Origin of the sequence: Pseudomonas sp. FW305-25 (genome assembly GCF_017351415.1) — a bacterium.
GTDB lineage: Bacteria > Pseudomonadota > Gammaproteobacteria > Pseudomonadales > Pseudomonadaceae > Aquipseudomonas > Aquipseudomonas chlororaphis.
In genome coordinates, this window is the sequence record NZ_JACNDE010000001.1 from 284456 (window position 1) to 308978 (window position 24523).

Below are 24523 nucleotides of genomic sequence, written 5' to 3' on the forward strand. Positions count from 1 at the left end.
TCACCGTTTGCTTTTGATGATGGTGCCCAGGCCTTGCAGATAGGCCACCAGCGCGTCCATTTCGGTTTTGCCCTTCACGGCATCCTTGGCACCGGCGATGTCTTCGTCGGTGTAAGGGACGCCGAGCGTGCGCAAGACTTCCATTTTTTTCGCGGTGTCTTTGCCGTCGAGCTTGTTTTCTACGAGGAACGGGTAAGCCGGCATTTTCGACTCGGGTACAACGTTGCGCGGGTTGTACAAGTGCGCACGTTGCCAGTCATCGGAGTAACGACCACCGACGCGGGCCAGGTCCGGACCGGTACGCTTGGAACCCCACAGGAACGGGTGGTCCCAGACGCTTTCACCGGCGACCGAGTAGTGGCCGTAACGTTCGGTTTCAGCGCGGAACGGACGGATCATCTGCGAGTGGCAGCCGACACAGCCGTTGGCGATATAGACGTCGCGGCCTTCCAGTTCCAGCGCGGTGCGCGGCTTCATGCCTTCCACCGGCTTGTTGGTGACGTCCTGGAAGAACAGCGGGACGATCTGGGTCAGGCCGCCGATGCTGACGGCGATGACCATGAAGAAGGCCAGCAGGCCGATATTCTTCTCTACTGCTTCATGCTTCATCAGTGAGCTCCAACTACAGAGATCTGAGCGGCGGCTTCAGCTTCAGCCGGGTTCGAGGCGCGAACGGTGCGGAACACGTTGTACGCCATGAACAGCATGCCGGCGGCAAAGAACGCACCGCCCAGGGCGCGCACGATGAAACCAGGGTGGCTGGCCTGCAGGGCTTCGACGAAGGAGTAGGTGAGGGTGCCGTCATCGTTGATTGCACGCCACATCAGGCCCTGGGTGATGCCGTTGACCCACATCGAGGCGATGTAGAGCACGGTGCCGATGGTTGCCAGCCAGAAGTGGGTGTTGATCAGGCCGATGCTGTGCATCTGCTGGCGACCGAAGACTTTCGGGATCATGTGGTACAGGGCGCCGATGGAGATCATCGCTACCCAGCCCAGAGCGCCGGCGTGTACGTGGCCGATGGTCCAGTCGGTGTAGTGCGACAGCGAGTTGACGGTCTTGATCGCCATCATCGGACCTTCGAAGGTCGACATGCCGTAGAACGCCAGGGACACCACCAGGAACCGCAGGATCGGGTCGGTGCGCAGCTTATGCCAGGCGCCCGAGAGGGTCATCATGCCGTTGATCATGCCGCCCCAGCTTGGCGCCAGCAGGATGATCGACATGGCCATGCCCAGGGACTGCGCCCAGTCTGGCAGCGCGGTGTAGTGCAGGTGGTGCGGACCGGCCCAGATGTACAGGGTGATCAGCGCCCAGAAGTGCACGATGGACAGGCGATAGGAGTAGATCGGACGCTCGGCCTGTTTGGGCACGAAGTAGTACATCATCCCCAGGAAGCCGGTGGTCAGGAAGAAGCCCACCGCGTTGTGGCCGTACCACCACTGGATCATGGCGTCGGTCGCGCCCGAGTAGGCCGAGTAGGACTTGAAGAAGCTGACCGGCAGGGAAGCGTGGTTGACGATGTGCAGCATCGCGGTGACCACGATGAAGGCACCGTAGAACCAGTTACCCACGTAGATGTGCTTGGTCTTGCGCTTGACAATGGTGCCGAAGAACACCAGACCGTAGGTGACCCAGACGATGGCCAGCAGAATAGCCAGGGGCCATTCCAGTTCCGCGTATTCCTTGGTGGTGGTGTAACCCAGCGGCAAGGTAACGATCGCGCCGACGATCACGGCTTGCCAACCCCAGAAGGTGAAGGCCGCCAGGCTGTCGGAAATCAGTCGCGTTTGGCAGGTTCGCTGCACGACGTAGTAAGAAGTGGCAAACAACGCACATCCACCGAAGGCGAAAATCACCAGGTTGGTGTGCAGCGGGCGCAGGCGTCCAAAGGTCGTCCATGGCAGACCGAAGTTCAACTCCGGCCAGACCAGTTGCGAGGCGATGAAGACACCGAGCCCCATGCCAAGGATCCCCCAGACCACCGTCATGATGGCGAACTGGCGGACTACCTTATAGTTATAAGCAGTCGGACTGATTGCTGTGCTCATTCTAAGGTTCCACGGTTTGGGTGTTTTATTAGGAGTAAAAATCGGCCGCAAGTATGGAGAAAGCAGGGGGTCATTGCAACGCGCCATGACCTGGGTCAATGCTTTCAAAAGCTGATTCTGCGGCCTTTCCATGCGCGGAGTAAGGACAAAATCGGCCCAGGACAAAATGTCGCAGCGGATGAAAAAGGCGAGGGGGTACAGGTCAGTTGTAACCGGGTGTGTGGAAAGCCATTGAGCGAGCGACAGACGGTAAGTGGCACGACAGCCGGTATACACCAGCCTTTGCGGCCTGTCCTCGAACGACGGCTTCGAATGGAGCGGCTACTTCTGGTCTGTGACCGGCCATTGCCAGTCCACTGCGAAGCAGCTTAGACCTGAATCCGGAGAGTGGAAAGGCAGAGGGGAGAGAGGGTGCGACACTTGGTCGCGCAGAGGCAGGGAACTGCCGCATCGAGCGATGCGGCAGTGGGTGGAGCGGCTATTGCTCGCTTGGGGTCTCGGTCTGCGGCTGGCTGGCCGCGTTGTGGGACAGGCTGTAGACGTAGGCCGCGAGCAGCTGCACCTTGTCGTTGCCCAGCAGTTCGCTCTGCGCCGGCATGTGGCCCTGGCGACCATGGCGAATGGTCTGTTGCAGCTGGGTCAGGCTGGTGCCGTAGATGAAGCCCGCCGGTTGCGTCAGGTTCGGCGCGCCCATGATTTCCGTGCCCTGGCCGTTGGCGCCGTGACAGGCGACGCAAGTAGTGCTGAACGCCTGCTTGCCGGCGACCAGGTCGGCGCTGCTGTCGGCGGGCAACGGCAGGCCGGCGAGTTCGTGACGCACATAGGCCGCGACGTTCTTCACCCCGTCCTCGCCCAGCACTTCACCCCAGGCCGGCATGGCCGCCATGCGACCGCCCATGATGGTGGCCTTGATGGTGTCGGCGTTGCCGCCCCAGCGCCAGTTGTTGTCGGCCAGGTTAGGGAAGCCGAACGCTCCCTTGGCATCCGAGCCGTGGCACACCGAGCAGTTGGAAGCGAACAGGCGTCCGCCCATTTTCAGCGCCTGCGGATCCTTGGCCACTTCTTCCACGGGCATGGCGGCGAACTTGGCGAAGATCGGGCCGAACTTGGCGTCTGCCTTGTCCATTTCCTTTTCCCACTCGTGCACGCCGGTCCAGCCATTTTCATAGCCGGGCAGGATGCCTTTCCAGTTGCCCAGGCCCGGGTAGAGGATCAGGTAGCCGACGGAAAACACCAGGGTGCCGGCGAACAGCATGAACCACCACTGCGGCAGCGGGTTGTCGTACTCCTCGATGCCGTCGAAGCTGTGGCCCATGGTCTGGTCGACGCTGCCCTTGGTCTCGCCCTTGCGCGTGCCGATCAACAGCCAGGTCAGGCCGATCAGGCTGCCTATGGTCAGTACGCAGATGTACGTACTCCAGAAGGTGGTCATGGCCGAATGCTCCTTGTCGCGTGCTCTTCGGATTGAGCGTCATCAGATGGATTGCCGTGCACTTGCGGCGAAGGTTCGTCGGCGAAGGGCAGCAGGCGCGCCTGGGCGAACTCCGGGTTGCGCTTGGCGTTGAAGACCCAGATCGACAGGCCGATGAAGGCAATCATCACCACCAGCGTGCCGAGCCCGCGGATCATGCCGCTATCGAGTTCAAGAACCATGGCTCACCTCTTGCTCTTGATCGCAGTGCCAAGCACTTGCAGGTAGGCGACCAGGGCATCCATCTCGGTCTTGCCCTTGAGGGAGGCGACGGCACCGGCGATATCGTCGTCGTTGTACGGCACGCCGAGGGTGCGCATGGCGCGCAGCTTGGTCTCGGTGTGGCTGCTGTCGACCTGTTGGGTGACCAGCCATGGGTAGGCCGGCATCTTCGACTCGGGCACCACGTTGCGCGGGTTGTACAGGTGCGCGCGGTGCCAGTCGTCGGAGTAGCGGGCGCCGACCCGGGCCAGGTCCGGACCGGTACGCTTGGAACCCCACAGGAACGGGTGGTCCCAGACGCTTTCACCGGCGACCGAGTAGTGGCCGTAGCGTTCGGTCTCGGCGCGGAACGGACGGATCATCTGCGAGTGGCAACCGACGCAGCCTTCGCGGATGTAGATATCGCGGCCTTCCAGCTGCAGGGCGGTGTAGGGCTTCATGCCTTCCACCGGCTTGTTGGTGACGTCCTGGAAGAACAGCGGGACGATCTGGGTCAGACCGCCGATGCTTACGGCAAATACCATCAGCAGCATCAGCAGGCCGACGTTTTTCTCGATGACTTCGTGTTTCATGGCGGACTCCTCAGGCCATCTGCGCAGCGGCGGTGATTTCGGCAGGCTGGGCCGCGCGCACGGTGCGCCAGGTGTTGTAGGCCATCAGCAACATGCCGAAGAGGAAGATCGCGCCACCGACCAGCCGCACGATGAAGCCTGGGTGGCTGGCCACCAGGGTTTCGACGAAGGAGTAGGTCAGCGTCCCGTCTTCGTTGACGGCGCGCCACATCAGGCCCTGGGCGATGCCGTTGACCCACATCGAGGCGATGTAGAGCACGGTGCCGATAGTGGCGAGCCAGAAGTGCGCGTTGATCAGGCCGATGCTGTGCATCTGCTGGCGACCGAAGACTTTCGGGATCATGTGATACAGCGCGCCGATGGAAATCATCGCCACCCAGCCCAGGGCGCCGGCGTGGACGTGGCCGATGGTCCAGTCGGTGTAGTGGGAGAGGGCGTTGACGGTCTTGATCGCCATCATCGGACCTTCGAAGGTCGACATGCCGTAGAACGCCAGGGACACCACCAGGAACCGCAGGATCGGGTCGCTGCGCAACTTATGCCAGGCACCCGACAGAGTCATCATGCCGTTGATCATGCCGCCCCAGCTCGGTGCCAGGAGGATCAGCGACATCACCATGCCCAGGGACTGCGCCCAGTCCGGCAGCGCGGTGTAATGCAGGTGGTGCGGGCCGGCCCAGATGTACAGGGTGATCAGCGCCCAGAAGTGCACGATGGACAGGCGATAGGAATACACCGGACGCTCGGCCTGCTTGGGTACGAAGTAGTACATCATCCCCAGGAAACCCGCGGTCAGGAAGAAGCCCACCGCGTTGTGGCCGTACCACCATTGCACCATGGCGTCGGTCGCACCGGCATACACCGAGTAGGACTTGGTCAGGCTGACGGGCAGTTCCAGGTTGTTGACGATGTGCAGGATGGCCACGGTGATGATGAAACCGCCGAAGAACCAGTTGCCGACGTAGATGTGCTTGGTGTTGCGCTTCATCACCGTGCCGAAGAACACGATGGCGTACGCCACCCAGACGATGGTGATGAGGATGTCGATCGGCCATTCCAGCTCGGCGTATTCCTTGGAGCTGGTGTAGCCCAGCGGCAGGCTGATGGCCGCCAGGAGGATTACCAGCTGCCAGCCCCAGAAGCAGAACGCGGCGATTTTCGGCGCGAACAGCTGGGTCTGGCAGGTGCGTTGCACCGAGTAGAAGGAGCTGGCGAACAAGGCGCAGCCGCCAAAGGCGAAGATCACCGCGTTGGTGTGCAACGGGCGCAGGCGACCGAAACTGGTCCAGGGCAGGTTGAAGTTGAGTTCGGGCCAGACCAACTGGGCAGCGAGAAAAACCCCGAGCCCCATGCCGACGATGCCCCACACCACCGTCATAATGGCGAATTGGCGGACCACCTTGTAGTTGTAGGCGGTACTGATAGAAGTGTTCATGGTTCCCCATCCACGGTTCAGCTGAAGTGAAAGCGACTGCGCACGGCAAGGCGCGCTCACTTCTTCTGGAGTTATAGGCAGACTAAAAGCGAGGTAAGCATGGGCAAACGGCAAGGGGCTGTTATTGACGGGGATCAATGGGCGCAGTGCGTGCAGGAACGGGGCTGGCTCTGGGATGTCGCGCAGCCGTCGCCGGCCGGCGAACCGCTGACCCTGATCCTGGCCCATGGCGCTGGCGCGCCGATGGACAGCGCTTTCATGAACGATATGGCCGCACGCCTTGCGGCGCATGGGGTCAACGTCCTGCGCTTCGAGTTTCCCTACATGGCCCAGCGTCGCCTCGATGGTGGCAAACGGCCGCCTAACCCGGCGCCGAAGCTGCTGGAGTGCTGGCGCGAGGTCTATGCCCAGGTGCGACCTCATGTCGCTGGGCAGTTGGCCATTGGCGGCAAGTCCATGGGCGGGCGCATGGCCAGTTTGCTCGCCGACGAGCTGGGCGCCGATGCGCTGGTGTGCCTGGGGTATCCGTTTTATGCCGCCGGCAAGCCGGAGAAACCGCGGGTCGCTCACCTGGCCGAATTGCGCACCACGACCCTGATCGTCCAGGGCGAGCGCGACGCCCTCGGTAACCGGGCGGCGGTCGAAGCCTATGCGCTGGCACCGGCTATCGAGCTGTTCTGGCTGACGGCGGCCGACCATGACCTGAAACCGCTCAAGGCCTCAGGCTTCACCCATGAGCAGCACCTGGAAGCGGCGGCGCGGAAGGTCGCCGAGGTCTTGTGCCAGTTGAATGGCTGAACGACTCTTCTGTAGGAGCATCCGGTCGACGCTTGATTGCTCGCGATTGTTTTTCAAGGCGACAACGGTGGCGGCTGCCAAGCTCCTTCGCGAGCAAGCTTCGCTCCTACAGATACAGAAGACGCGCGTGGTGCTGGAAAACAGGCAATAAAAAACCCGGAAGGCGAACCTTCCGGGTTTTTTGTCTGGCTTCGGTTTAGCGGTTGAAGCGTTCGACCAACGAGTACTGCGTGTTGGCGGTGCGGGTCAGCTCTTCGCTGAGTTGCGCCGAATGCTGCGCCTGCTCCGAGGTCTGGTCGGCCAGTTGGGCGATGGTGCTGATGTTGCGGCTGATCTCCTCGGCCACGGCGCTTTGCTCTTCGGTGGCGGCGGCGATCTGGGTGGTCATGTCGGTGATGTTGGCCACCGCTTCGCTGATTCCCACCAGCGCCTGGTCGGCTTCCAGCACCCGGGCCACGCCTTCCTCGGCCTGACGGTGTCCGGCGTCCATGGTCTGCACCGCCGTGCTGGCGGTTTGCTGGAGCTTGGCGATCAGGGTGTGGATCTGTCCGGTGGATTCGCTGGTGCGTTGCGCCAGTTGGCGAACCTCGTCGGCCACCACGGCGAAGCCGCGGCCCATTTCCCCGGCGCGAGCCGCTTCGATGGCCGCGTTCAGCGCCAGCAGGTTGGTCTGGTCGGCGATGCCCTTGATCACATCGACCACGCCACCGATTTCGTCGCTGTCCTTGGCCAGCTGGGTCACGGTCAGGCCGGTTTCGCCCACCACCACCGACAGGCGCTGGATCGCTTCGCGGGTTTCCCCGGCGATGTCGCGACCGCGCCCGGTGAGGCGATTGGCTTCCTGGGTGGCGTCGGCGGTGCGCTGCACGTGGCTGGCCACTTCCTGGGTGGTGGCGGCCATCTGGTTGACCGCGGTGGCCACCTGTTCGGTTTCCACGCGCTGGCGTTCCAGGCCGCTGGAGCTGTTGTGCGCCAGGGTGTCGGACTGCCGCGCCTGCTCGTTGAGGTGCTCGGCGGTATCCTGCAGGCGGGTCAGGCAGGTTTTCAGGCGGGCTTCCTGGCTGAGGATCGACATCTCCAGGCGCGCCTGGGCGCCACGGCTGTCGGTGTACATCTGGGCGATCAGCGGGTCGGAGGTGGTCTGTTCGGCCAGGCGCAGCAAACGCTTGAGGCCGCGCTGTTGCCAGCTCAGCCCGAGCAGGCCGAGCGGCACGCAAAGGCCGGCGGCGAGGGCAAAGCCCCAGGAAGAGTTGAGCCAGGCGCCAATCAGGAAGCTCAGCTGGCTGATCAGGATGAATGGCAGCCAGTCCTGAAGTATCGGTAGCCATTTGTCGCGTTTCGGAATGGCCGACTTGCCCTGGTTGATGCGTTGGTAAAGCGCTTCGGCGCGGCGGATCTGCTCGGCGGTGGGCTTGACCCGCACCGACTCGTAGCCGACCACTTGCTGGCCTTCGAAGACCGGTGTCACGTAGGCGTTGACCCAGTAATGGTCACCGGTCTTGCAGCGATTCTTGACAATGCCCATCCATGGCAAGCCTTGTTTCAGGGTGGCCCACATGTGCGCGAACACCGCGGCCGGGACGTCGGGGTGACGGACCAGGTTGTGCGGTGCGCGGACCAGTTCCTCACGAGAAAACCCGCTGATTTCAACGAAGGCATCGTTGCAGTAGGTGATCACGCCTTTGGCATCGGTGGTGGAGATCAACCGTTGCTGAGTCGGAAAGGTACGTTCGCGCTGGGTGACGGGCTGGTTGTTACGCATGGTTTTTCTATCCGCAAGGCTTTGATAGGTTGTCGGCGGCCTTCGCCAATTATTGAGGTTTTTTTCAGTAATTTGAGAAGTGCCTCATTGACAGATGCCTTATTTATTTTGCAAGCAGGGGCGAGGGGAGGCGGCGAAGCCGAGGCCCGTCCAGGGAGCCCCGGCTTGGCCAAGGTCAACCCGCGAGCATCGGGTAGGTGAACAGCCCGAAGTGCAGCAGGTTCAAGCCGAAATGGGTGGCCACCGCGGCGCCCAGGCCGCCAAAACGGTAGGCCAGGCCGTAGCCGACCCCGGCGATGCTCGCCAGCAGCCACCATTGCCAGCCGGCGCCCACATGCACCAGGCCGAACAGCAGGGCCGCGCACATCAGCGCCAGGTTTTCACCATAGGGCAGGTGCTTGAGGCGACGGCTCAGGCCGCCCTGGATGTAGCCACGGAACAGCGCTTCTTCCACCAGGGTGACCAGCAGCAGGTTGTTCAGCACCCACAGCCAGGCCTGGTCCGGCCATTTCGGCGCCCAACTGATGATGCCCAGCAACACCGCGCCGCCCAGGGCCGCCAGGGCGGTCAGGGTCAAGGCCAGGGCAGTGGTATAGAGGGACAGGCGCAGCGAGCGGCGCCCGATGATCCAGGGGCAGACCAGCAACAGCCAGAAGCCGATCAGCGGCTTGTCCTGGTTCAGGTACATGGAAAACGGCACGGCATCGGCGGTGAAGCGTTCCGGGCCGATCGCCCGGCCATTGTAGAAACCGGGGAGCCAGTGCATGGCCAGCGCCAGGGCCAGCACCACGAACAGGCCGTGTCCCAGGTAGCGCGCGTAAGGGCTTTTCTGCTGGCGCACGGCAAAGCCCGCGCACAGCAGCAAGGCGACGGAAACCGCCGCCAGCAGGCCCAGTTGGCCGTAGCTCAGGGCCAGGGCGTAACCAATGGAGAGAAGTGCCAGGTACATCCATGGCAGAACAGTCATGTGAAATCCTTGTTGCGAAAAGAATGGAATCAGCGCGCTCGCGCAACCTGCGTCGGCGGTTACTGGATAGAACGAGCGGGCGGCCAGTATAACGAGGCGCGGGCGATGAATAAGTGAAACAAAAACACCGCCCGTAGGCGGTGTTGGTGTTGCAGCATGGCGTTACGCGGCGATCAGTTGCCGCAGGACGTAGTGCAGGATCCCGCCGGACTTGAAGTATTCCACTTCGTTCAGGGTGTCGATGCGGCACAGCACCTCGACCTTTTCCTGGCTGCCATCCTCGCGGGTGATCACCAGGGTCAGGTTCATCCGCGGTGTCAGCTCGACACCGGTCAGGCCCTGGATATCCAGGGTTTCCTTGCCAGTGAGGTTCAGACTCTTGCGGTTCTGGTCGAGCTTGAACTGCAGCGGCAGCACGCCCATGCCCACCAGGTTGGAGCGGTGGATGCGCTCGAAGCTCTCGGCGATCACCGCCTTGACCCCCAGCAGGTTGGTGCCCTTGGCGGCCCAGTCGCGGCTGGAGCCGGTACCGTATTCCTGGCCGGCGATCACCACCAGCGGCGTAGCCGATTGCTGGTACAGCATGGCCGCGTCATAGATCGCCAGTTTCTCGCCGGTGGGGATGTAGATCGTGTTGCCGCCTTCTTCGCCGCCGAGCATTTCGTTGCGGATGCGGATGTTGGCGAAGGTGCCGCGCATCATCACCTGGTGGTTACCGCGACGCGAGCCGTAGGAGTTGAAGTCCCGCGGTTCCACGCCCTGCTCGCGCAGGTAGCGGCCGGCCGGGCTGTCGGCCTTGATGTTGCCGGCCGGGGAAATGTGGTCGGTGGTCACCGAGTCGCCCAGCAGCGCCAGGACCCGCGCGCCCTCGATATCCTTGATCACCGGCAGCGGGCCGGCGATGTCGTCGAAGAAGGGTGGATGCTGGATATAGGTGGAATCCGCCTGCCACACGTAGGTCGCGGCTTGCGGTACTTCGATGGCTTGCCACTGGGCATCGCCGGCGAACACCTCGGCGTATTCCTTGTGGAACATCCGGGTATTGACCTGGGTGACGGCCTCGGCGATTTCCTGGCTGCTCGGCCAGATGTCGCGCAGGTAGACCGGCTTGCCGTCCTTGTCTTCGCCCAGCGGTTCGCTGCTGATATCGATGCGCACGCTGCCGGCCAGGGCATAGGCCACCACCAGCGGCGGCGAGGCCAGCCAGTTGGTTTTCACCAGCGGGTGCACCCGGCCTTCGAAGTTGCGGTTGCCGGACAGCACCGAGGCGACGGTCAGGTCGGCTTTCTGGATGGCTTTCTCGATCGGCTCCGGCAAGGGGCCGGAGTTGCCGATGCAGGTGGTGCAGCCATAACCCACCAGGTCGAAGCCGAGGGCGTCGAGGTATTGGGTCAACCCGGCGGCCTTGTAGTAGTCGGTGACCACTTTCGAGCCCGGGGCCAGCGAACTCTTCACCCAGGGCTTGCGCTTGAGGCCTTTTTCCACAGCCTTTTTCGCCACCAGGCCGGCGGCCATCATCACGCTGGGGTTGGAGGTGTTGGTACAGGAGGTAATGGCGGCGATCACCACCGCACCGTTTTTCAGGCGGTAGGTCTGACCATTGTGGGCGTAATCGACTTCGCCTATCAGGTCGGCGCTGCCCACGGCCACGCCGCCACCGCCTTCGCTTTCCAGGCGGCCTTCTTCCTTGCTGGTGGGCTTGAACTGCAGATCGAGAAAGTCGGTGAAGGCCTGGCCGACGTTGGGCAGCGAGACCCGGTCCTGCGGCCGCTTCGGCCCGGCCAGGCTGGCTTCCACGGTGCCCATGTCCAGCGCCAGGCTGTCGGTGAATACCGGCTCCTTGCCCGGCAGGCGCCACAGGCCCTGGGTCTTGCTGTAGGCCTCCACCAGTTTCACCACGGCGTCCGGGCGGCCGGACAGGCGCAGGTATTCCAGGGTGACGTCATCCACCGGGAAGAAGCCGCAGGTGGCGCCGTATTCCGGGGCCATGTTGGCGATGGTGGCGCGGTCGGCCAGCGGCAAGTCGGCCAGGCCATCGCCATAGAACTCGACGAATTTGCCGACCACGCCTTTCTTGCGCAGCATCTGGGTGACGGTCAGCACCAGGTCGGTGGCGGTGATGCCTTCCTTGAGCTTGCCGGTCAGTTTGAAACCTATGACTTCCGGAATCAGCATCGACACCGGCTGGCCGAGCATCGCCGCCTCGGCCTCGATGCCGCCCACGCCCCAGCCGAGTACGCCGAGGCCGTTGATCATGGTGGTGTGGGAGTCGGTGCCGACCAGGGTGTCGGGGAAGGCGTAGGTGCGGCCGTCTTCGTCCTTGGTCCAGACCGTGCGGCCCAGGTATTCCAGGTTGACCTGGTGACAGATGCCGGTGCCCGGCGGCACCACGCTGAAGTTGTCGAAGGCGCTCTGGCCCCAGCGCAGGAAGGCATAACGTTCGCCGTTGCGCTGCATTTCAATGTCGACGTTCTGTTCGAAGGCGGTGTTGCTGCCGAACTTGTCGACCATCACCGAGTGGTCGATCACCAGGTCCACCGGCGACAGCGGGTTGATGCGTTGCGGGTCGCCGCCGGCCTTGGCCATGGCCGCGCGCATGGCCGCCAGGTCGACCACCGCCGGCACGCCGGTGAAGTCTTGCATCAGCACCCGCGCCGGGCGGTACTGGATCTCGCGATCCGAGCGGCGCTCCTTGAGCCAGGCGGCGAGGGCCTTGAGGTCGGTGCCGGTGACGGTCTTTTCGTCTTCCCAGCGCAGCAGGTTTTCCAGCAGGACTTTCAACGACATCGGCAGTTTGTCGAGATCGCCAAGGCGCTTGGCGGCTTCCGGCAGGCTGAAGTAGTGGTAGGTCTTGTCGTCGATTTTTAATGTTTTAAGGGTTTTCAGGCTATCGAGGGACGGCATTGAATCACTCCTTTTGGTCCGCACGGCTACGGACCTGACGGGACGGGCAGAGCTCTTAACCTAGCCCTGTTTTCAGTAGCTGGCTAATAACTGGACTCTATGGACAAGTCCAAGGTTCCGAACTCGGCTATCATGCGCCGGTTTTCGTGACAGGCTTTGCGCGCACTTCGGGCAGGTTTGCGCATGATTCATTGCCCATTGCCCAGGAGATTCGATGAACACCCTCTTTATGCACTGCCGGCCGGGCTTCGAAGGCGAAGTCTGTTCCGAGATCGCCGACCATGCCGCGCGCCTGAACGTGGCCGGGTACGCCAAGGCCAAGCCGAGCACCGCCTGTGCCGAGTTTGTGTGCAGCGGGGAAGACGGCGCCGAGCGCCTGATGCGCGAGCTGCGTTTCGCCGAGCTGATCTTCCCGCGGCAATGGGCGCGGGGCGTCTTCGTCGATCTGCCGGAAACCGACCGCATCAGCGTGATCCTGGCCCACCTGGCGAGCTTCCCGACCTGCGGCAGCCTGTGGCTGGAAGTGCTGGATACCAATGACGGCAAGGAGCTGTCGAACTTCTGCAAGAAATTCGAAGCACCGCTGCGCAAGGCCCTGACGGCGGCCGGCAAGCTGGTGGACGATGCTGGCAAGCCGCGTTTGCTGCTGACCTTCAAAAGCGGCCGCGAGGTGTTTGTCGGCCTGGCGGACGCAGGCAATTCGGCCATGTGGCCGATGGGCATTCCGCGCCTGAAGTTCCCCCGTGAGGCGCCTAGCCGCTCGACCCTGAAGCTGGAGGAGGCCTGGCATCATTTCATTCCTCGCGATCAGTGGGACGAGCGTCTGCACGGCGACATGACTGGCGTCGACCTGGGCGCCGCCCCGGGTGGCTGGACCTGGCAACTGGTCAACCGCGGCATGCTGGTCACCGCTGTCGATAACGGGCCTATGGCCGAAAGCCTGATGGACACCGGCCTGGTGCAGCACCTGATGGCCGACGGTTTCACTTTCAAGCCCAAGCAGCCGGTGGACTGGATGGTCTGCGACATCGTCGAGAAGCCGGCGCGCAACGCGGCCTTGCTGGAAACCTGGATCGGTGAGGGACACTGCCGCGAAGCGGTGGTCAACCTGAAGCTGCCGATGAAGCAGCGTTACGCGGAAGTGAAGCGCTTGCTCGAGCGGATCGAGGACGGCTTCAAGGCCCGCGGCATTCGTGTGGTCATTGGCTGCAAGCAGCTGTACCACGACCGCGAAGAAGTGACCTGCCACCTGCGCCGGCTGGATGAAAAGAAGCCCAAGGCCCGTTGATCGTGGTTGCGGCGCAATGTCACAGATAGCGTCGATGCCGGCATTGCGCGACAATGCCGGCCAGTTTCAGGAGTGAGTTATGAGTCAAATCATCGATACGCCGGTCGACGGCACGCTGGACGCCACCGGGCTCAATTGCCCGGAGCCGGTCATGATGCTGCACCAGCATATTCGTGACCTGCAGCCCGGCGGCCTGCTCAAGGTGATCGCCACCGATCCCTCGACCCGCCGCGACATCCCCAAGTTCTGCGTGTTCCTCGACCATGAACTGGTCGCACAGCAGGAAGAGGCCGGCACCTATCTGTACTGGATTCGCAAGAAGTCCGGTTAATCCACCGCCCGGCTGATGCGGATCCGCTTGCGCGCGCTGCGCGCCAGGCGGATCGACAGCATCAGCGCCGCGCAACTCAGGCCGGCGATCAAGCCTTCCCACAGCCCGCTCGGGCCGCTGGCAGGGCCGAACCAGTCGGTCAGCCCCAGCACATACCCCACCGGCAAACCGATGCCCCAGTAGGCGAGCAGCGTCAGGACCATGGTCACCCGGGTGTCCTGGTAGCCACGCAGCGCGCCGGCGCAGATCACCTGGATCGCGTCGGAGAACTGGTAGAGCGCGGCATACACGATCAGCATCGCCGCCACCTGGATTACCGCGGTGTCCGGGGTGTAGATCGAGGCGATGGACTCACGCAGCAGCAGGATCAGGCTCGCGGAGAACAGGGCGAAGGCCAGCGCCGCACCCAGGCCGACGCCGGCGGCGAAGCGTGCCTGATACGGGTTGCCTGCGCCCAGGGCCTGGCCGACCCGCACCGTGACCGCCATGCCCAGGGAATACGGAATCATGAACAGCAGGGAGCTGATGTTGAGGGCGATCTGGTGCCCGGCCACCACCGTGGCGCCGAGGCTGCCAATCAGCAGGGCGATCACCGCGAAGATGCTCGATTCGGCGAACACCGCGATGCCGATCGGCAGGCCGACGCTCAGCAAACGCTTGATCACCGCCCATTGCGGCCAGTCGAAACGCTTGAACAGCTGGCTGCTCTGGTAGGCCGGGGCCCAGCGGGTCCAGCCCGCCATGGCCAGCATCATCGCCCACATCACGATGGCCGTGGCCCAGCCGCAACCGACGCCGCCCATGGCCGGCACGCCGAGGTGGCCATAAATGAACACGTAGTTGATGGGGATGTTCAGGGCCAGGCCGAACAGGCCGATGACCATGCTTGGCCGGGTGCGGCCCAGGGCATCGCTGCAGCAACGCAGCACGTAATACAGCGCCACCGCCGGCAGGCCGCTGGCAATGCCGTGCAGGTATTCCATGCAGGGGCCGATCAGCGTCGGGTCGACCTTCATCAGGTGCAGCACCGGCTCGGCATTGACCAGAATCAGGCTGGCGCTCAGGCCGACCGCCAGGGCCAGCCACAGCGCCTGGCGCACGATCGGGCCGATCTCGCCATAGGTGCCGGCGCCGACCCGCTGGGCCACCTTGGGCGTGGTGGCCAGCAGGGTGCCAGTCATCAATAGGAACACCGGGATCCAGATCGAGTTGCCCAGCGCCACGGCCGCCAGGTCCCGTGGGCTGACCCGTCCGGCCATCACCGCATCGACGAAGCCCATGGCCGTGGTCGCCAGCTGCGCGATCATGATCGGCAAGGCCAGGGCCAGCAGGCTGCGCAGTTCAAGGCGCACCCGGGCTGGGCGGTTGAGGGAAGTGGCAGGAGTATTGGTCACGGAATTCACAGGCGAAGCGTCCACAGGGTTGATGCGCAGGGCGGCGTATTCTACGCATTGACGGATGAGTCAGGAAAAAACCTCTGTTGTCGATTTGTAAGTGCTGGCGGCGGTTGACGGAGTGGATTGCTTGCTGGCCGAAAATGGCCTTCTACGCCTAAACTGCGGCTCCGCGAAAGGAGCCTGCCATGCTGATTGTTGCCGACGAAAATATTCCCCTGCTCGATGCCTTTTTTGCCGGCTTCGGCGAGATCCGCCGTTTCCCGGGGCGGGCCATCGACCGCGCCGCCATCGAGGGCGCCGATGTGCTGCTGGTGCGTTCGGTGACCCAGGTCAGCCGTGCCCTGCTCGAGGGTAGCCAAGTGCGGTTTGTCGGTACCTGCACCATTGGCACCGACCATTTGGACCTCGAGTATTTCCAGGAGGCGGGCATTCGCTGGTCCAGCGCTCCAGGCTGTAATGCGCGCGGGGTGGTCGACTATGTGCTGGGCAGCCTGCTGACCCTGGCGGAAATCGAAGGCGCCGACCTGACGCAACGCACTTACGGCGTGGTGGGCGCGGGCGAGGTCGGTGGACGGCTGATCGAGGTGCTGCGCGGCCTGGGTTGGAAGGTCCTGGTCTGCGACCCGCCACGGCAGGTGGCGGAAGGTGGCGACTACGTCAGCCTGGAACAGATCCTCGCCCAGTGCGATGTCATCAGCCTGCACACCCCCTTGACCAAGGCCGGCGAGCTGCCGACCTGGCACCTGCTGGACAAGCAGCGCCTGCGGCAACTGCGCCCCGGTGCCTGGCTGATCAACGCCAGCCGTGGCGCGGTGGTGGATAACACTGCCCTGCGTGAAGTGCTGCTCGAGCGTGAAGACCTGCAGGCGGTGCTGGATGTCTGGGAGGGCGAGCCCCAGGTCGACGTGGCCCTGGCCGAGCTGTGCGTACTGGCTACGCCGCACATCGCCGGTTACAGCCTCGATGGCCGGCAGCGTGGGACGGCGCAGATCTATCAGGCGCTGTGCGATTACCTTGGGCAGCCGCAAGCGATTCATTTGCGCGACCTGCTGCCTCGGCCATGGTTGTTGGAGGTGAGCCTCGATGCCCATAGCGATCCGGCCTGGTCCCTGGCGATGATCTGCCGAGCGGTCTACGACCCGCGGCGCGACGATGCGGATTTTCGCCGCAGCCTGGTGGGCAGCGTGGCCGAGCAGCGCGCGGCCTTCGATGCGTTGCGCAAGGGTTATCCGCCGCGCCGTGAAATCGATGGGTTGGCCGTGCGCATCCAGGGCGAAGCGCCAGGCTTGCAGCAGATCGTCTCGGCCTTGGGCGCGGTGTCGGTTCGTTGATGGTTCGGGCCCGGTCGTTTGTGACGGGGCGACAAGGAATCCGGCAGGCATAAAAAACCCGGCTTCAGGGCCGGGTCAAGAGGACGTGAGGCTATGTGTCAATCTTGCTGCGCAGGCTTGACCAGTCGCTTTTCCAGTTCGCGGCAGGCGTTCTGGATCATGTCTTCGGTGATTGGTACTTCGCGACCCTGAGCGTCGATGATGGCGCATCCCAGAGACTGGTCGGGGTGGGTACGAATCACTTCAATCTTGTCATTGCTGCTGTTTTGCAAGGACATGGCCTGTCTCCTCATCAGGTTGTGCGCTTACTTTAAAACCGCCAGGTGACCAAGCTGTGACAACTCCCTGCAAGGTCCCACTACGGCGTTTTCTATCCGGGGAGTCCTCAGTCCAACAGAAATGTCTGTGGACTTCCACTCGGACCTTAGACCAATAGCATCTAGGCTCTAGTGTTGGCGGACATAATTAACCTGACTCATTTTGATTTACCCAAGTTTCAGGAAATGCAGGTTCCAAGAATCAGCTTCCAGGAAAATCGGTTCCGACAAACAGCGCTCAACCTCATCGCCTTGCTGGGTCACGCGGCGGTGAATGGGGCGGGGCCGTTCCCAGGTGTGCTCCCGGATGAACTTCATGCTTTCTTCGCGTCAACGCCGGGCGATTCGCCTGGCCAGTCGTTTCATCGCGCCTTATCGCTGGCAGGCCCTGGGGGCGTTGCTGGCGCTGGTGGTGACCGCGGGCATCACCTTGTCCATGGGGCAGGGCATCCGCCTGTTGGTGGACCGGGGCTTCATGACCGGGTCGCCGGATTTGCTCAACCAGTCCATCGGCCTGTTTCTGTTATTGGTGCTGGGGCTGGCGGTGGGGACGTTCGTGCGTTTCTACCTGGTGTCATGGATTGGCGAGCGCTGCGTGGCGGACATCCGTCGGCAGGTGTTCAACCATCTGATCTACCTGCACCCGGGCTTCTATGAGAACAATCGCAGCTCGGAGATCCAGTCGCGGCTGACCGCCGATACCACCTTGCTGCAATCGGTGATCGGCTCGTCGCTCTCGCTGTTTTTGCGTAATGCGCTGATGGTCATCGGCGGCATCGTGCTGCTGTTTGTCACCAACCCCAAGCTCACCAGCATCGTGGTGATCGCCTTGCCCCTGGTGCTGGCGCCGATCCTGATTTTCGGCCGCCGGGTGCGCAGCCTGTCGCGCTTGAGCCAGGACCGTATCGCCGATGTCGGCAGCTACGTGGCGGAAACCCTGGGCCAGATCAAGACCGTCCAGGCCTATAACCACCAGCCCCAGGATGAGCAACGTTTTGCCCAGACGGTGGAAGAGGCGTTCAACACCGCGCGCCGGCGTATCGTCCAGCGCGCCTGGTTGATCACCCTGGTGATCGTGCTGGTGCTGGGGGCGGTCGGGGTGATGCTCTGGGTCGGCGGCATGGATGTGATCGCCGGGCGTATTTCCAGTGGCGAGCTGGCGGCCTTTGTCTTCTACAGCCTGATCGTCGGCAGTGCCTTCGGCACCCTGAGCGAGGTGATCGGTGAGCTGCAACGGGCCGCCGGCGCGGCGGAGCGGATTGCCGAGTTGCTGCGTTCGGAAAACCTGATCCAGCCGCCGAGCGACGGCCCGGCCAGCTTGCCCGAGCGGGTGCGGGGCGAACTGGTGCTGGAGAACTTGCGCTTCTCTTATCCGTCGCGTCCGGACAGTTACGCCGTCGATGGCTTGAGCCTGACTATCCACGAGGGGGAAACCCTGGCGCTGGTCGGGCCGTCGGGGGCGGGCAAGTCGACCCTCTACGATCTGCTGCTGCGCTTCTACGACCCGGAGCAGGGGCGCATCCTGCTCGATGGCGTGCCCTTGACCCAGCTCGACCCGCAGGATGTGCGTCGCTGTTTTGCCCTGGTGTCGCAAAGCCCGGCGCTGTTCTTCGGCAGCATCGAGGAGAACATTCGTTATGGCAAACCCTCGGCCACCCCGGAGCAGGTCAGGGAGGCGGCAAGGATCGCCTACGCCCATGACTTCATCGAGAACATGCCCGAGGGTTACCGGACCCATCTCGGCGACGCGGGGCTGGGACTGTCCGGCGGCCAGCGCCAGCGCCTGGCGATTGCCCGGGCGCTGCTGGTGGATGCGCCGATCCTGTTGCTGGATGAAGCCACCAGCGCCCTGGATGCCCAGAGCGAGCATTTGATCCAGCAAGCCTTGCCGAGCCTGATGAAGAATCGCACCACCCTGGTGATCGCCCATCGCCTGGCCACGGTGAAAAACGCCGACCGGATCGCGGTGATGGATCAGGGCCGGCTGGTGGCGGTGGGCACCCATCAGGAGCTGATCGCCAGCAATCCACTGTATGCGCGCCTGGCAGCCTTGCAGTTCAGCGATGGCCAGTCTGTGTCCTGAACTTGCGCTGGAAACGAAAATGCCCGCATCGCTGCGGGCATTTTTTATGAGGCGTTATCGCTTACTGATCGTCGAAATACCGCTCATGCCAATCCACCAGTGGCTGTGGCGAATTGAGCTTCTGGCCGTAGATCACCGAATAGGACAGCACGTTCTGCACGTACTGGCGGGTTTCGTCGAACGGAATGCTCTCCACCCAGACGTCGAAGCTCAGGTGGTCGGCGCCACGGAGCCATTGGCGCACGCGTCCGGGGCCGGCGTTGTAGGCGGCGGAGGCGAGCACCCGGTTGCCGTTGAACTGGCTGTGCACCTGGCTCAGGTAGGCGGCGCCGAGCTGGATGTTCTTGTCCGGGTTCAGCACTTGTTGTGGCGAGGCCAGCGGGATGCTGAACTTGCGTGCGGTTTCCTTCGCGGTGCCGGGCATCAGTTGCATCAGGCCGGCCGCACCGACGCCCGAACGAGCGTCGTCCATGAACGCGCTTTCCTGGCGGGTGATCGCGAAGACCCAGCTCGAGTGCAGGCCACGGACCTTGGCTTCGCGCACCAGGGTGTCGCGGTGGGCCATCGGGAAGCGGATGTCCAGGTCGTCCCAGTACTTCGCCTGGCTGATGGTGCGAATGGCCGGGAAGTACCATTTCAGGTCATAGGCCAGCTTGGCCTGGGCAACCATTTCGTCACGGTTGAAATGACGGCTGACGTGGTACCACTCACGCCGGCCATCGACGATCTGGCCACGGGCATGAAACTCCAGGGCGCGCCGCACGCCGGGCGTATTGCGCACCTTGTTGATCACTTGCTGGCTGAGCACCAGCGGTTTGTTGTTCAGCTGATAAGGCAGCTGGGTACGGTCGGCCGCGAGGAAACCATAGAAATCGCGCTCGTTGGCCAAGCCTTTGTAGAGGGCCTGGGCCTGGGGGTTCTGCGGTTCGGCCAATTCCAGGCTGCGCGCTTGCCAGTAGCGCCAGCGGTTGGTGGTCGCCAGGTCCTGGGGCAGCTTGCGGGTCAGCTGGTAGGCGTCTTCCCAGCGAGCCAGGCGCAACAGCAGGCGCAGGCGCCATTCGGAAACCGTGTTGTCGCGCAGCTCGGGATCGTATTTGGTCATCACTTCAAGGCCACGGCTGTCGAAGCGCCGGGCCAGGGTCAGGCCGATTTCCCGGGCGATCGCCACTTTTTCGTCACGGGAGAAATGCATGCTGCTGGCATAACCGTCGAGCAGGGCCATGGCCCTGTCCGGATCCTGGCGGGCCAGGCGGCGCAGACCCAGGCCGACCACGTCGGACATGGCTTCGCTGGCTGGAGTGAAGCGCGACGGCTGGCTGAGCAGTTCGGGCTTCTGGGCAACGTCTACTAGCAGCCGGCCCTGAGGGGCGAGGGTGGTCATGCTGTTGACCAGGCTATTGGCCAGCGGATAGTTGCGGGCCTCGGCGGCCAGCTTGGCGCGCTGCCAGCGCTTCTGTTCGGTCAACTGGCCTTCGGCGGCCCACTGGGCGAACAACGCGTCGCAGGTGGCGGGCAGGGATTTGCCGCTGAGCCAGAGCTTGTCGGTGGCGGCGTAACCTTCGGCCTTGAGGTTGTGGCCCAGCTGGTATTGCGCGTTCAGGCAGTCCAGCTCGGTGAAGTTGAGCTTGGGGTCGTAATACTTGACGAAGGTGGCCCAGTCGCCGCGTTCGGCCAGCCAGCGCAACCAGCGCAGTTTCATCCAGTTGGCCTGGGGCAGGTCGCCGTGTTCACGGAGAAACTTTTCGATCTCGGCGTTGCTGGCGGTCTTTAGCCGGGCGGTCAGTTCGTCATAGGCCAGATAGGGCTCGAGCGGGTAGTCGGCCAGGACCTGGCTGTAGCGGAAATACGGGCCGGAGTCGCCCTTGGCCAGGGCGCGCTTGGCTTCATCGTAATATTGACGCTGGAGTGAGAGGTCCGCGGCCTGAGCGGTGTGCACGGCAGAGGCAGAAAGAAGCAGGCAGGATAAAAGGCTGAAAAGGCGACTGCGCATGAGACATCCGGGCAGAGAAATCATGACAAGTGCCGACAATGCCAACACTGATTATTCCCTAGCTTAGCCTTTTGCCAGCAGCGGGTGAAAGCTTTGCCGGCCTCTTGTCGCCAGTTCGCTGCAAATGTTGTTCAGGGTGCTTCAGGAGTGAAAATGCCGGCCTTCTGAGGCCTCAACTCAGGTAGAATGCGCGCCCGGTTTTTGGAGAAGCTCATGACCCTGCTCAAATTCAGCGATGTGTCCCTTGCGTTCGGCGCTATGCCGTTGTTGGACAAGGTGTCCTGGCAGATCGCCCGTGGTGAGCGGGTGTGCATCATCGGCCGCAACGGCACTGGCAAATCCAGCATGCTGAAGCTGGTCAAGGGCGATCAGAAGCCCGACGACGGTTCCGTATGGCGCGCGCCCGGTCTGAAAATCGGCGAATTGCCGCAGGAATTGCCGGTGGCCGACGAGCGGACGGTGTTCGACGTGGTCGCCCAGGGCCTCGATGGTGTTGGCGAATTGCTGGCGCAGTATCACCACCTGAGCCAGAACATCGTCACCGATGCCGATCTGGAAAAGCTCATGCACGTCCAGCATGACCTCGAAGCCCGTGATGGCTGGCGCTTGCAGACCCTGGTGGACAGCACCCTGAGCCGCCTGCAGTTGCCGGCCGACAAGACCCTCGCCGAGTTGTCCGGTGGCTGGCGTCGTCGCGTCCTGCTGGCCCAGGCCCTGGTGTCCGAACCGGACCTGCTGCTGCTCGACGAACCGACCAACCACCTGGATATCGGCGCCATCGCCTGGCTGGAAGAAGCCCTGAAGGACTTCCAGGGCGCCGTCCTCTTTATTACCCACGACCGTTCCTTCCTGCAGAACCTGGCAACCCGGATTCTCGAGCTGGACCGTGGTGGGCTGATCGACTGGAACGGCGACTACGCCAGCTTCCTGGTACACAAGGAGGCCGTGCTGGCGGCTGAAGAGACGGCCAACGCGCTGTTCGACAAGCGCCTGGCCCAGGAAGAAGTCTGGATTCGCCAAGGCATCAAGGCCCGCCGTACCCGTAACGAAGGCCGCGTGCGTGCCCTCAAGGCCCTGCGTGTCGAGCGCAGCGAGCGTCGCGAGCGTACCGGCAAGGCCAATATCCAGCTGGAAACCGCCGACAAGTCCGGCAAGCAGGTCATGGTGCTCGAAGACGTGAGCTTCGCTCATCCGGGCGGTCCGTTCCTGGTCAAGAATTTCTCCATGGTCCTGCAGCGCGGCGACCGTATCGGCCTGCTCGGCGCCAACGGTACCGGCAAGACCACGCTGCTCAAACTGATGCTGGGCGGCCTGGTGCCGAGCAGCGGCAAGGTCGAGGAGGGGACGCGTATCGACGTGGCCTACTTCGACCAACTGCGTCACCAGCTGGACCTGGAAAAGACCGTGATCGACAACGTCGCCGAAGGTCGCGACTTTATCGATATCGATGGCCAGAGCCGCCACGTGCTCAGCTACCTGGGGGATTTCCTGTTCAGCCCGCAGCGTGCCCGCACGCCGGTCAAGGCGCTGTCCGGTGGCGAGCGTGCTCGCTTGTTGCTGGCCAAGCTGTTCAGCAAACCGGCCAACCTGCTGGTGCTCGACGAACCGACCAACGACCTGGACGTGGAAACCCTTGAGCTGCTGGAAGAAGTGCTGCTGACCTTCCAGGGCACCGTGCTGATGGTCAGCCACGACCGGGCATTCCTCGATAACGTGGTCACCAGCACCCTGGTGTTCGAAGGTGAAGGCAAGGTTCGCGAATACGTCGGCGGTTATCAGGATTGGTTGCGCCAAGGCGGTTCGCCACGCCTGCTGGGCGTGACCGAGAACAAGTCGGGCAAGGCCGAGCTGAACTCGGCGGTGGTTGCGCCTGTGGCGGCGGCACCTGCCGCGGCGCAGGAAGCGCCTGCGGCCAAGAAGAAGCTCAGCTACAAGTTGCAGCGCGAGCTCGAGGCGTTGCCTGGCCAGATCGAAGCCATGGAGCAGCAGATCGCCGCCGTGGAAGCGGAAATGGCCGACGCTGGCTTCTATCAGCGTCCTGCGGCCGAGACCACGGCGGTCATCGCCCAGTTGGAACAGCTCAATGCTGAACTGGATGTGATGGTCGAGCGTTGGGCCGAGCTGGATGCCTGAGTGACCTGGCGGCAATAAAAAAGCCCGACATTCATGTCGGGCTTTTTGCAGGGCCGGTGCGGGCGGAGAATTCCGCCGGCGGGCTCAGCGTTTGACCAGGTGCACGGCCAGCACGTCGCAAGGGGCACCGTGCAGCACGTCATTGGCGGTCGAGCCCAGCAGCAGCGCCAGGCCGTGCCGGCCATGGCTGCCGACCACGATCAGGTCGCATTCCTGTTCCTTGGCCAGATGATGGATTTCCTGGCGTGGCTGGCCATAGGTCAGGTGGCTGTATTCCTTGGACAGCTCAGGGTATTTGGTGATGAGGCGATCGAGACGTTCCTTGGCCTGGTCGAACTGCTGCTGTTGCAATTGGGACAGGTCCATCGGTACGTCGCCGCCGAACGCCATGGCCATCGGCTCGACAATATGCACCAGGGACAATTTGGCGCTGTTGCTGACCGACAGCTCGCGAGCCCGGTGGATAACAGGATCGCACTCTTCGGTTAGATCTACGGCGACCAGAATATGGTGGTAGGGCATGAGGTGCTCCTCCTGAGGATTGCAATAGCTTCAAGTATGGCTGGTTTCAAGCGGATTGGTTCCGACCTGGATCAATCGGCTCATCAAGAATCGGGAGTACAGATATGACGGTCTGGATAGTGGTGTCAATCCTCGCGGTGGTGTTGAGCCCGCTGGCATGGCTGCGCCCGTCGCGCCGCCAGAGCGGGCAGATAGCCCTGCGCATGGAGGCGCGCCGCATGGGCCTGGGCATGCAACTGGCGCCTCAGGAGTGGCCGCACTGGATGGATCCGCAGCCTCCAAGCCCCTGTGCGCAATACCATCGGCCGCGGCGCGGCACACAACCGGCCTGCTGGGCCTACTGGCAAAGTGCGCCGGGCGTGTGGGTCAACCAATGGCGGGAAGTCTGTGTGGATCCTGCCTTGCTCGAGCACTTTCGCACGCTGCCGGCCAACGTGTTCAAGGTCGAGGCCGACCGGCAGATGATCGTCTTGTATTGGGGCGAACGTGGCGAAGCCAGTGTTTTGCAAGACATTGCCGCAGTGCTCAAGGCGCTGGCGTGAAGCATGACCTGCGCCGCAATGGCACAGGTTATTGAAAAGCAGGCAATAAAAAGCCCGACAAGGTCGGGCTGGGTTGGCCAGGCAGGCCGGTAAATCCTTTCTGATCCCCTGGTTCTGAGCGGCGGGGGATGAGAGTTGTCGCTGATCTTACGCCTGGTTTTCGGCTAGACATCCATATTTTTGCTCCAGGATTGTGCCAGCGTAGCCGCGAATCGGTTATGGGGGCGACGTATTAGGGCGACTTTTCTAAAGATTGATTCTATGAATGTCCTGAGATGAGCAGGCTTGTTGATGGTGCGTGCCCGTCTGGAATGACTAAGAAGTCGCGTTTCAAACAACCTTTTGGGCGATTGACAATTGTCGGATTTTGCCTGAATGTGGCGTACCCAAATCAAACGGGCGTATGA

Annotated in this window: 20 protein-coding genes; 7 read left to right on the forward strand and 13 right to left on the reverse strand. The window is 62.9% G+C overall.

Going from position 1 to position 24523, the window contains the following annotated elements; translation table 11 throughout:
* The 6 genes from ccoO (J4E58_RS01315) to ccoN (J4E58_RS01340) form a co-directional block, all read right to left on the reverse strand.
* Positions 1-609: a cytochrome-c oxidase, cbb3-type subunit II gene (gene ccoO / locus J4E58_RS01315; protein ID WP_009042961.1), complete on the reverse strand. Its 609-nt coding sequence runs from the start codon at positions 607-609 to the stop codon at positions 1-3.
* The gene (ccoN, locus tag J4E58_RS01320) at positions 609-2051 is read right to left on the reverse strand and encodes a cytochrome-c oxidase, cbb3-type subunit I (RefSeq protein WP_007921354.1); all 1443 of its coding nucleotides are present in this window, start codon (positions 2049-2051) and stop codon (positions 609-611) included. The genes ccoO (J4E58_RS01315) and ccoN (J4E58_RS01320) overlap by 1 nt, the downstream gene beginning before the upstream one ends.
* Positions 2052-2529: 478 nt before the next feature.
* Positions 2530-3483 carry a cytochrome-c oxidase, cbb3-type subunit III gene (gene ccoP, locus J4E58_RS01325; protein WP_007921353.1) on the reverse strand — a complete coding sequence of 318 codons (954 nt, stop codon included), beginning with the start codon at positions 3481-3483 and terminating at the stop codon, positions 2530-2532.
* A complete protein-coding gene (locus J4E58_RS01330) occupies positions 3480-3704 on the reverse strand; it encodes a cbb3-type cytochrome c oxidase subunit 3 (RefSeq protein WP_007921351.1) in 225 nt (74 codons plus the stop codon). The genes ccoP and J4E58_RS01330 overlap by 4 nt, the downstream gene beginning before the upstream one ends.
* 3 nt (positions 3705-3707) lie before the next feature.
* Positions 3708-4316: a cytochrome-c oxidase, cbb3-type subunit II gene (gene ccoO, locus J4E58_RS01335; protein WP_007921349.1), complete on the reverse strand. Its 609-nt coding sequence runs from the start codon at positions 4314-4316 to the stop codon at positions 3708-3710.
* A 10-nt stretch (positions 4317-4326) separates the two neighbouring features.
* Positions 4327-5751 (reverse strand): cytochrome-c oxidase, cbb3-type subunit I, encoded by a 1425-nt coding sequence (gene ccoN, locus J4E58_RS01340; RefSeq protein WP_009042964.1) that lies wholly within the window; start codon positions 5749-5751, stop codon positions 4327-4329.
* Between the two features lie 99 nt (positions 5752-5850).
* On the opposite strand from ccoN (J4E58_RS01340), the gene J4E58_RS01345 reads away from it, so the two are divergent.
* Complete coding sequence (locus tag J4E58_RS01345; RefSeq protein ID WP_087088612.1) at positions 5851-6549, forward strand: alpha/beta family hydrolase; 699 nt, start codon at positions 5851-5853, stop codon at positions 6547-6549.
* 196 nt (positions 6550-6745) lie between these two features.
* Here J4E58_RS01345 and J4E58_RS01350 read toward each other — a convergent pair whose 3' ends face one another.
* The 3 genes from J4E58_RS01350 to acnA all read right to left on the reverse strand — a co-directional run bounded on the left by J4E58_RS01350 (position 6746) and on the right by acnA (position 12182).
* Positions 6746-8311, reverse strand: a complete 1566-nt coding sequence (locus tag J4E58_RS01350; protein WP_007921342.1) for a PAS domain-containing methyl-accepting chemotaxis protein — start codon at positions 8309-8311, stop codon at positions 6746-6748.
* 175 nt (positions 8312-8486) lie between these two features.
* Entirely contained in the window at positions 8487-9278 is a 792-nt protein-coding gene (locus tag J4E58_RS01355) for a CPBP family intramembrane glutamic endopeptidase (protein WP_087088610.1), read from the reverse strand.
* A gap of 162 nt (positions 9279-9440) precedes the next feature.
* Entirely contained in the window at positions 9441-12182 is a 2742-nt protein-coding gene (acnA, locus tag J4E58_RS01360) for an aconitate hydratase AcnA (protein WP_087088608.1), read from the reverse strand.
* A gap of 214 nt (positions 12183-12396) precedes the next feature.
* Here acnA and rlmM point away from each other — a divergent pair, with 214 nt between their 5' ends.
* A complete protein-coding gene (gene rlmM, locus J4E58_RS01365) occupies positions 12397-13470 on the forward strand; it encodes a 23S rRNA (cytidine(2498)-2'-O)-methyltransferase RlmM (RefSeq protein ID WP_087088606.1) in 1074 nt (357 codons plus the stop codon).
* Positions 13471-13549: 79 nt separating this feature from the next.
* A complete protein-coding gene (gene tusA / locus J4E58_RS01370) occupies positions 13550-13801 on the forward strand; it encodes a sulfurtransferase TusA (protein ID WP_007921329.1) in 252 nt (83 codons plus the stop codon).
* Here tusA and J4E58_RS01375 read toward each other — a convergent pair.
* A complete protein-coding gene (locus J4E58_RS01375) occupies positions 13798-15204 on the reverse strand; it encodes an MATE family efflux transporter (RefSeq protein WP_087088604.1) in 1407 nt (468 codons plus the stop codon). The genes tusA and J4E58_RS01375 overlap by 4 nt on opposite strands.
* Before the next feature lie 179 nt (positions 15205-15383).
* Here J4E58_RS01375 and pdxB point away from each other — a divergent pair, with 179 nt between their 5' ends.
* Positions 15384-16529: a 4-phosphoerythronate dehydrogenase PdxB gene (gene pdxB / locus J4E58_RS01380; protein WP_087088602.1), complete on the forward strand. Its 1146-nt coding sequence runs from the start codon at positions 15384-15386 to the stop codon at positions 16527-16529.
* Positions 16530-16627: 98 nt separating this feature from the next.
* Here pdxB and J4E58_RS01385 read toward each other — a convergent pair whose 3' ends face one another.
* Positions 16628-16807, reverse strand: coding sequence for a PA1571 family protein (locus J4E58_RS01385; RefSeq protein ID WP_007921326.1), 180 nt, complete (start codon positions 16805-16807; stop codon positions 16628-16630).
* Positions 16808-17153: 346 nt separating this feature from the next.
* Between J4E58_RS01385 and J4E58_RS01390 the strand changes: the two genes are divergently transcribed.
* Positions 17154-18929, forward strand: coding sequence for an ABC transporter transmembrane domain-containing protein (locus J4E58_RS01390; protein ID WP_162136160.1), 1776 nt, complete (start codon positions 17154-17156; stop codon positions 18927-18929).
* A 61-nt stretch (positions 18930-18990) separates the two neighbouring features.
* Here J4E58_RS01390 and J4E58_RS01395 read toward each other — a convergent pair whose 3' ends face one another.
* Positions 18991-20919 carry a transglycosylase SLT domain-containing protein gene (locus tag J4E58_RS01395; protein ID WP_087088600.1) on the reverse strand — a complete coding sequence of 643 codons (1929 nt, stop codon included), beginning with the start codon at positions 20917-20919 and terminating at the stop codon, positions 18991-18993.
* Between the two features lie 213 nt (positions 20920-21132).
* Here J4E58_RS01395 and J4E58_RS01400 point away from each other — a divergent pair, with 213 nt between their 5' ends.
* Positions 21133-23052 carry an ATP-binding cassette domain-containing protein gene (locus tag J4E58_RS01400; RefSeq protein WP_062826190.1) on the forward strand — a complete coding sequence of 640 codons (1920 nt, stop codon included), beginning with the start codon at positions 21133-21135 and terminating at the stop codon, positions 23050-23052.
* An 84-nt stretch (positions 23053-23136) separates the two neighbouring features.
* Here J4E58_RS01400 and J4E58_RS01405 read toward each other — a convergent pair whose 3' ends face one another.
* On the reverse strand, positions 23137-23574 hold the full coding sequence (locus tag J4E58_RS01405; RefSeq protein WP_007921319.1) for a universal stress protein: 438 nt from the start codon (positions 23572-23574) through the stop codon (positions 23137-23139).
* 104 nt (positions 23575-23678) lie between these two features.
* Between J4E58_RS01405 and J4E58_RS01410 the strand changes: the two genes are divergently transcribed.
* Entirely contained in the window at positions 23679-24116 is a 438-nt protein-coding gene (locus J4E58_RS01410; protein WP_087088598.1) for a hypothetical protein, read from the forward strand.
* Positions 24117-24523: the final 407 nt, after the last annotated feature.

Excerpts from the sequence above, each read along its gene's own strand:
- J4E58_RS01410 (WP_087088598.1), top strand. The coding sequence starts at position 23,679 with ATGACGGTCTGGATAGTGGTGTCAATCCTCGCGGTGGTGTTGAGCCCG.
- ccoO (WP_009042961.1), bottom strand. The coding sequence starts at position 609 with ATGAAGCATGAAGCAGTAGAGAAGAATATCGGCCTGCTGGCCTTCTTC.
- J4E58_RS01350 (WP_007921342.1), bottom strand. The coding sequence starts at position 8,311 with ATGCGTAACAACCAGCCCGTCACCCAGCGCGAACGTACCTTTCCGACT.
- ccoO (WP_007921349.1), bottom strand. The coding sequence starts at position 4,316 with ATGAAACACGAAGTCATCGAGAAAAACGTCGGCCTGCTGATGCTGCTG.
- J4E58_RS01330 (WP_007921351.1), bottom strand. The coding sequence starts at position 3,704 with ATGGTTCTTGAACTCGATAGCGGCATGATCCGCGGGCTCGGCACGCTG.
- ccoN (WP_009042964.1), bottom strand. The coding sequence starts at position 5,751 with ATGAACACTTCTATCAGTACCGCCTACAACTACAAGGTGGTCCGCCAA.
- J4E58_RS01395 (WP_087088600.1), bottom strand. The coding sequence starts at position 20,919 with ATGCGCAGTCGCCTTTTCAGCCTTTTATCCTGCCTGCTTCTTTCTGCC.
- J4E58_RS01345 (WP_087088612.1), top strand. The coding sequence starts at position 5,851 with ATGGGCAAACGGCAAGGGGCTGTTATTGACGGGGATCAATGGGCGCAG.
- pdxB (WP_087088602.1), top strand. The coding sequence starts at position 15,384 with ATGCTGATTGTTGCCGACGAAAATATTCCCCTGCTCGATGCCTTTTTT.
- J4E58_RS01355 (WP_087088610.1), bottom strand. The coding sequence starts at position 9,278 with ATGACTGTTCTGCCATGGATGTACCTGGCACTTCTCTCCATTGGTTAC.
- J4E58_RS01400 (WP_062826190.1), top strand. The coding sequence starts at position 21,133 with ATGACCCTGCTCAAATTCAGCGATGTGTCCCTTGCGTTCGGCGCTATG.
- rlmM (WP_087088606.1), top strand. The coding sequence starts at position 12,397 with ATGAACACCCTCTTTATGCACTGCCGGCCGGGCTTCGAAGGCGAAGTC.
- ccoP (WP_007921353.1), bottom strand. The coding sequence starts at position 3,483 with ATGACCACCTTCTGGAGTACGTACATCTGCGTACTGACCATAGGCAGC.
- J4E58_RS01385 (WP_007921326.1), bottom strand. The coding sequence starts at position 16,807 with ATGTCCTTGCAAAACAGCAGCAATGACAAGATTGAAGTGATTCGTACC.
- ccoN (WP_007921354.1), bottom strand. The coding sequence starts at position 2,051 with ATGAGCACAGCAATCAGTCCGACTGCTTATAACTATAAGGTAGTCCGC.
- J4E58_RS01390 (WP_162136160.1), top strand. The coding sequence starts at position 17,154 with ATGAACTTCATGCTTTCTTCGCGTCAACGCCGGGCGATTCGCCTGGCC.
- J4E58_RS01405 (WP_007921319.1), bottom strand. The coding sequence starts at position 23,574 with ATGCCCTACCACCATATTCTGGTCGCCGTAGATCTAACCGAAGAGTGC.
- acnA (WP_087088608.1), bottom strand. The coding sequence starts at position 12,182 with ATGCCGTCCCTCGATAGCCTGAAAACCCTTAAAACATTAAAAATCGAC.
- tusA (WP_007921329.1), top strand. The coding sequence starts at position 13,550 with ATGAGTCAAATCATCGATACGCCGGTCGACGGCACGCTGGACGCCACC.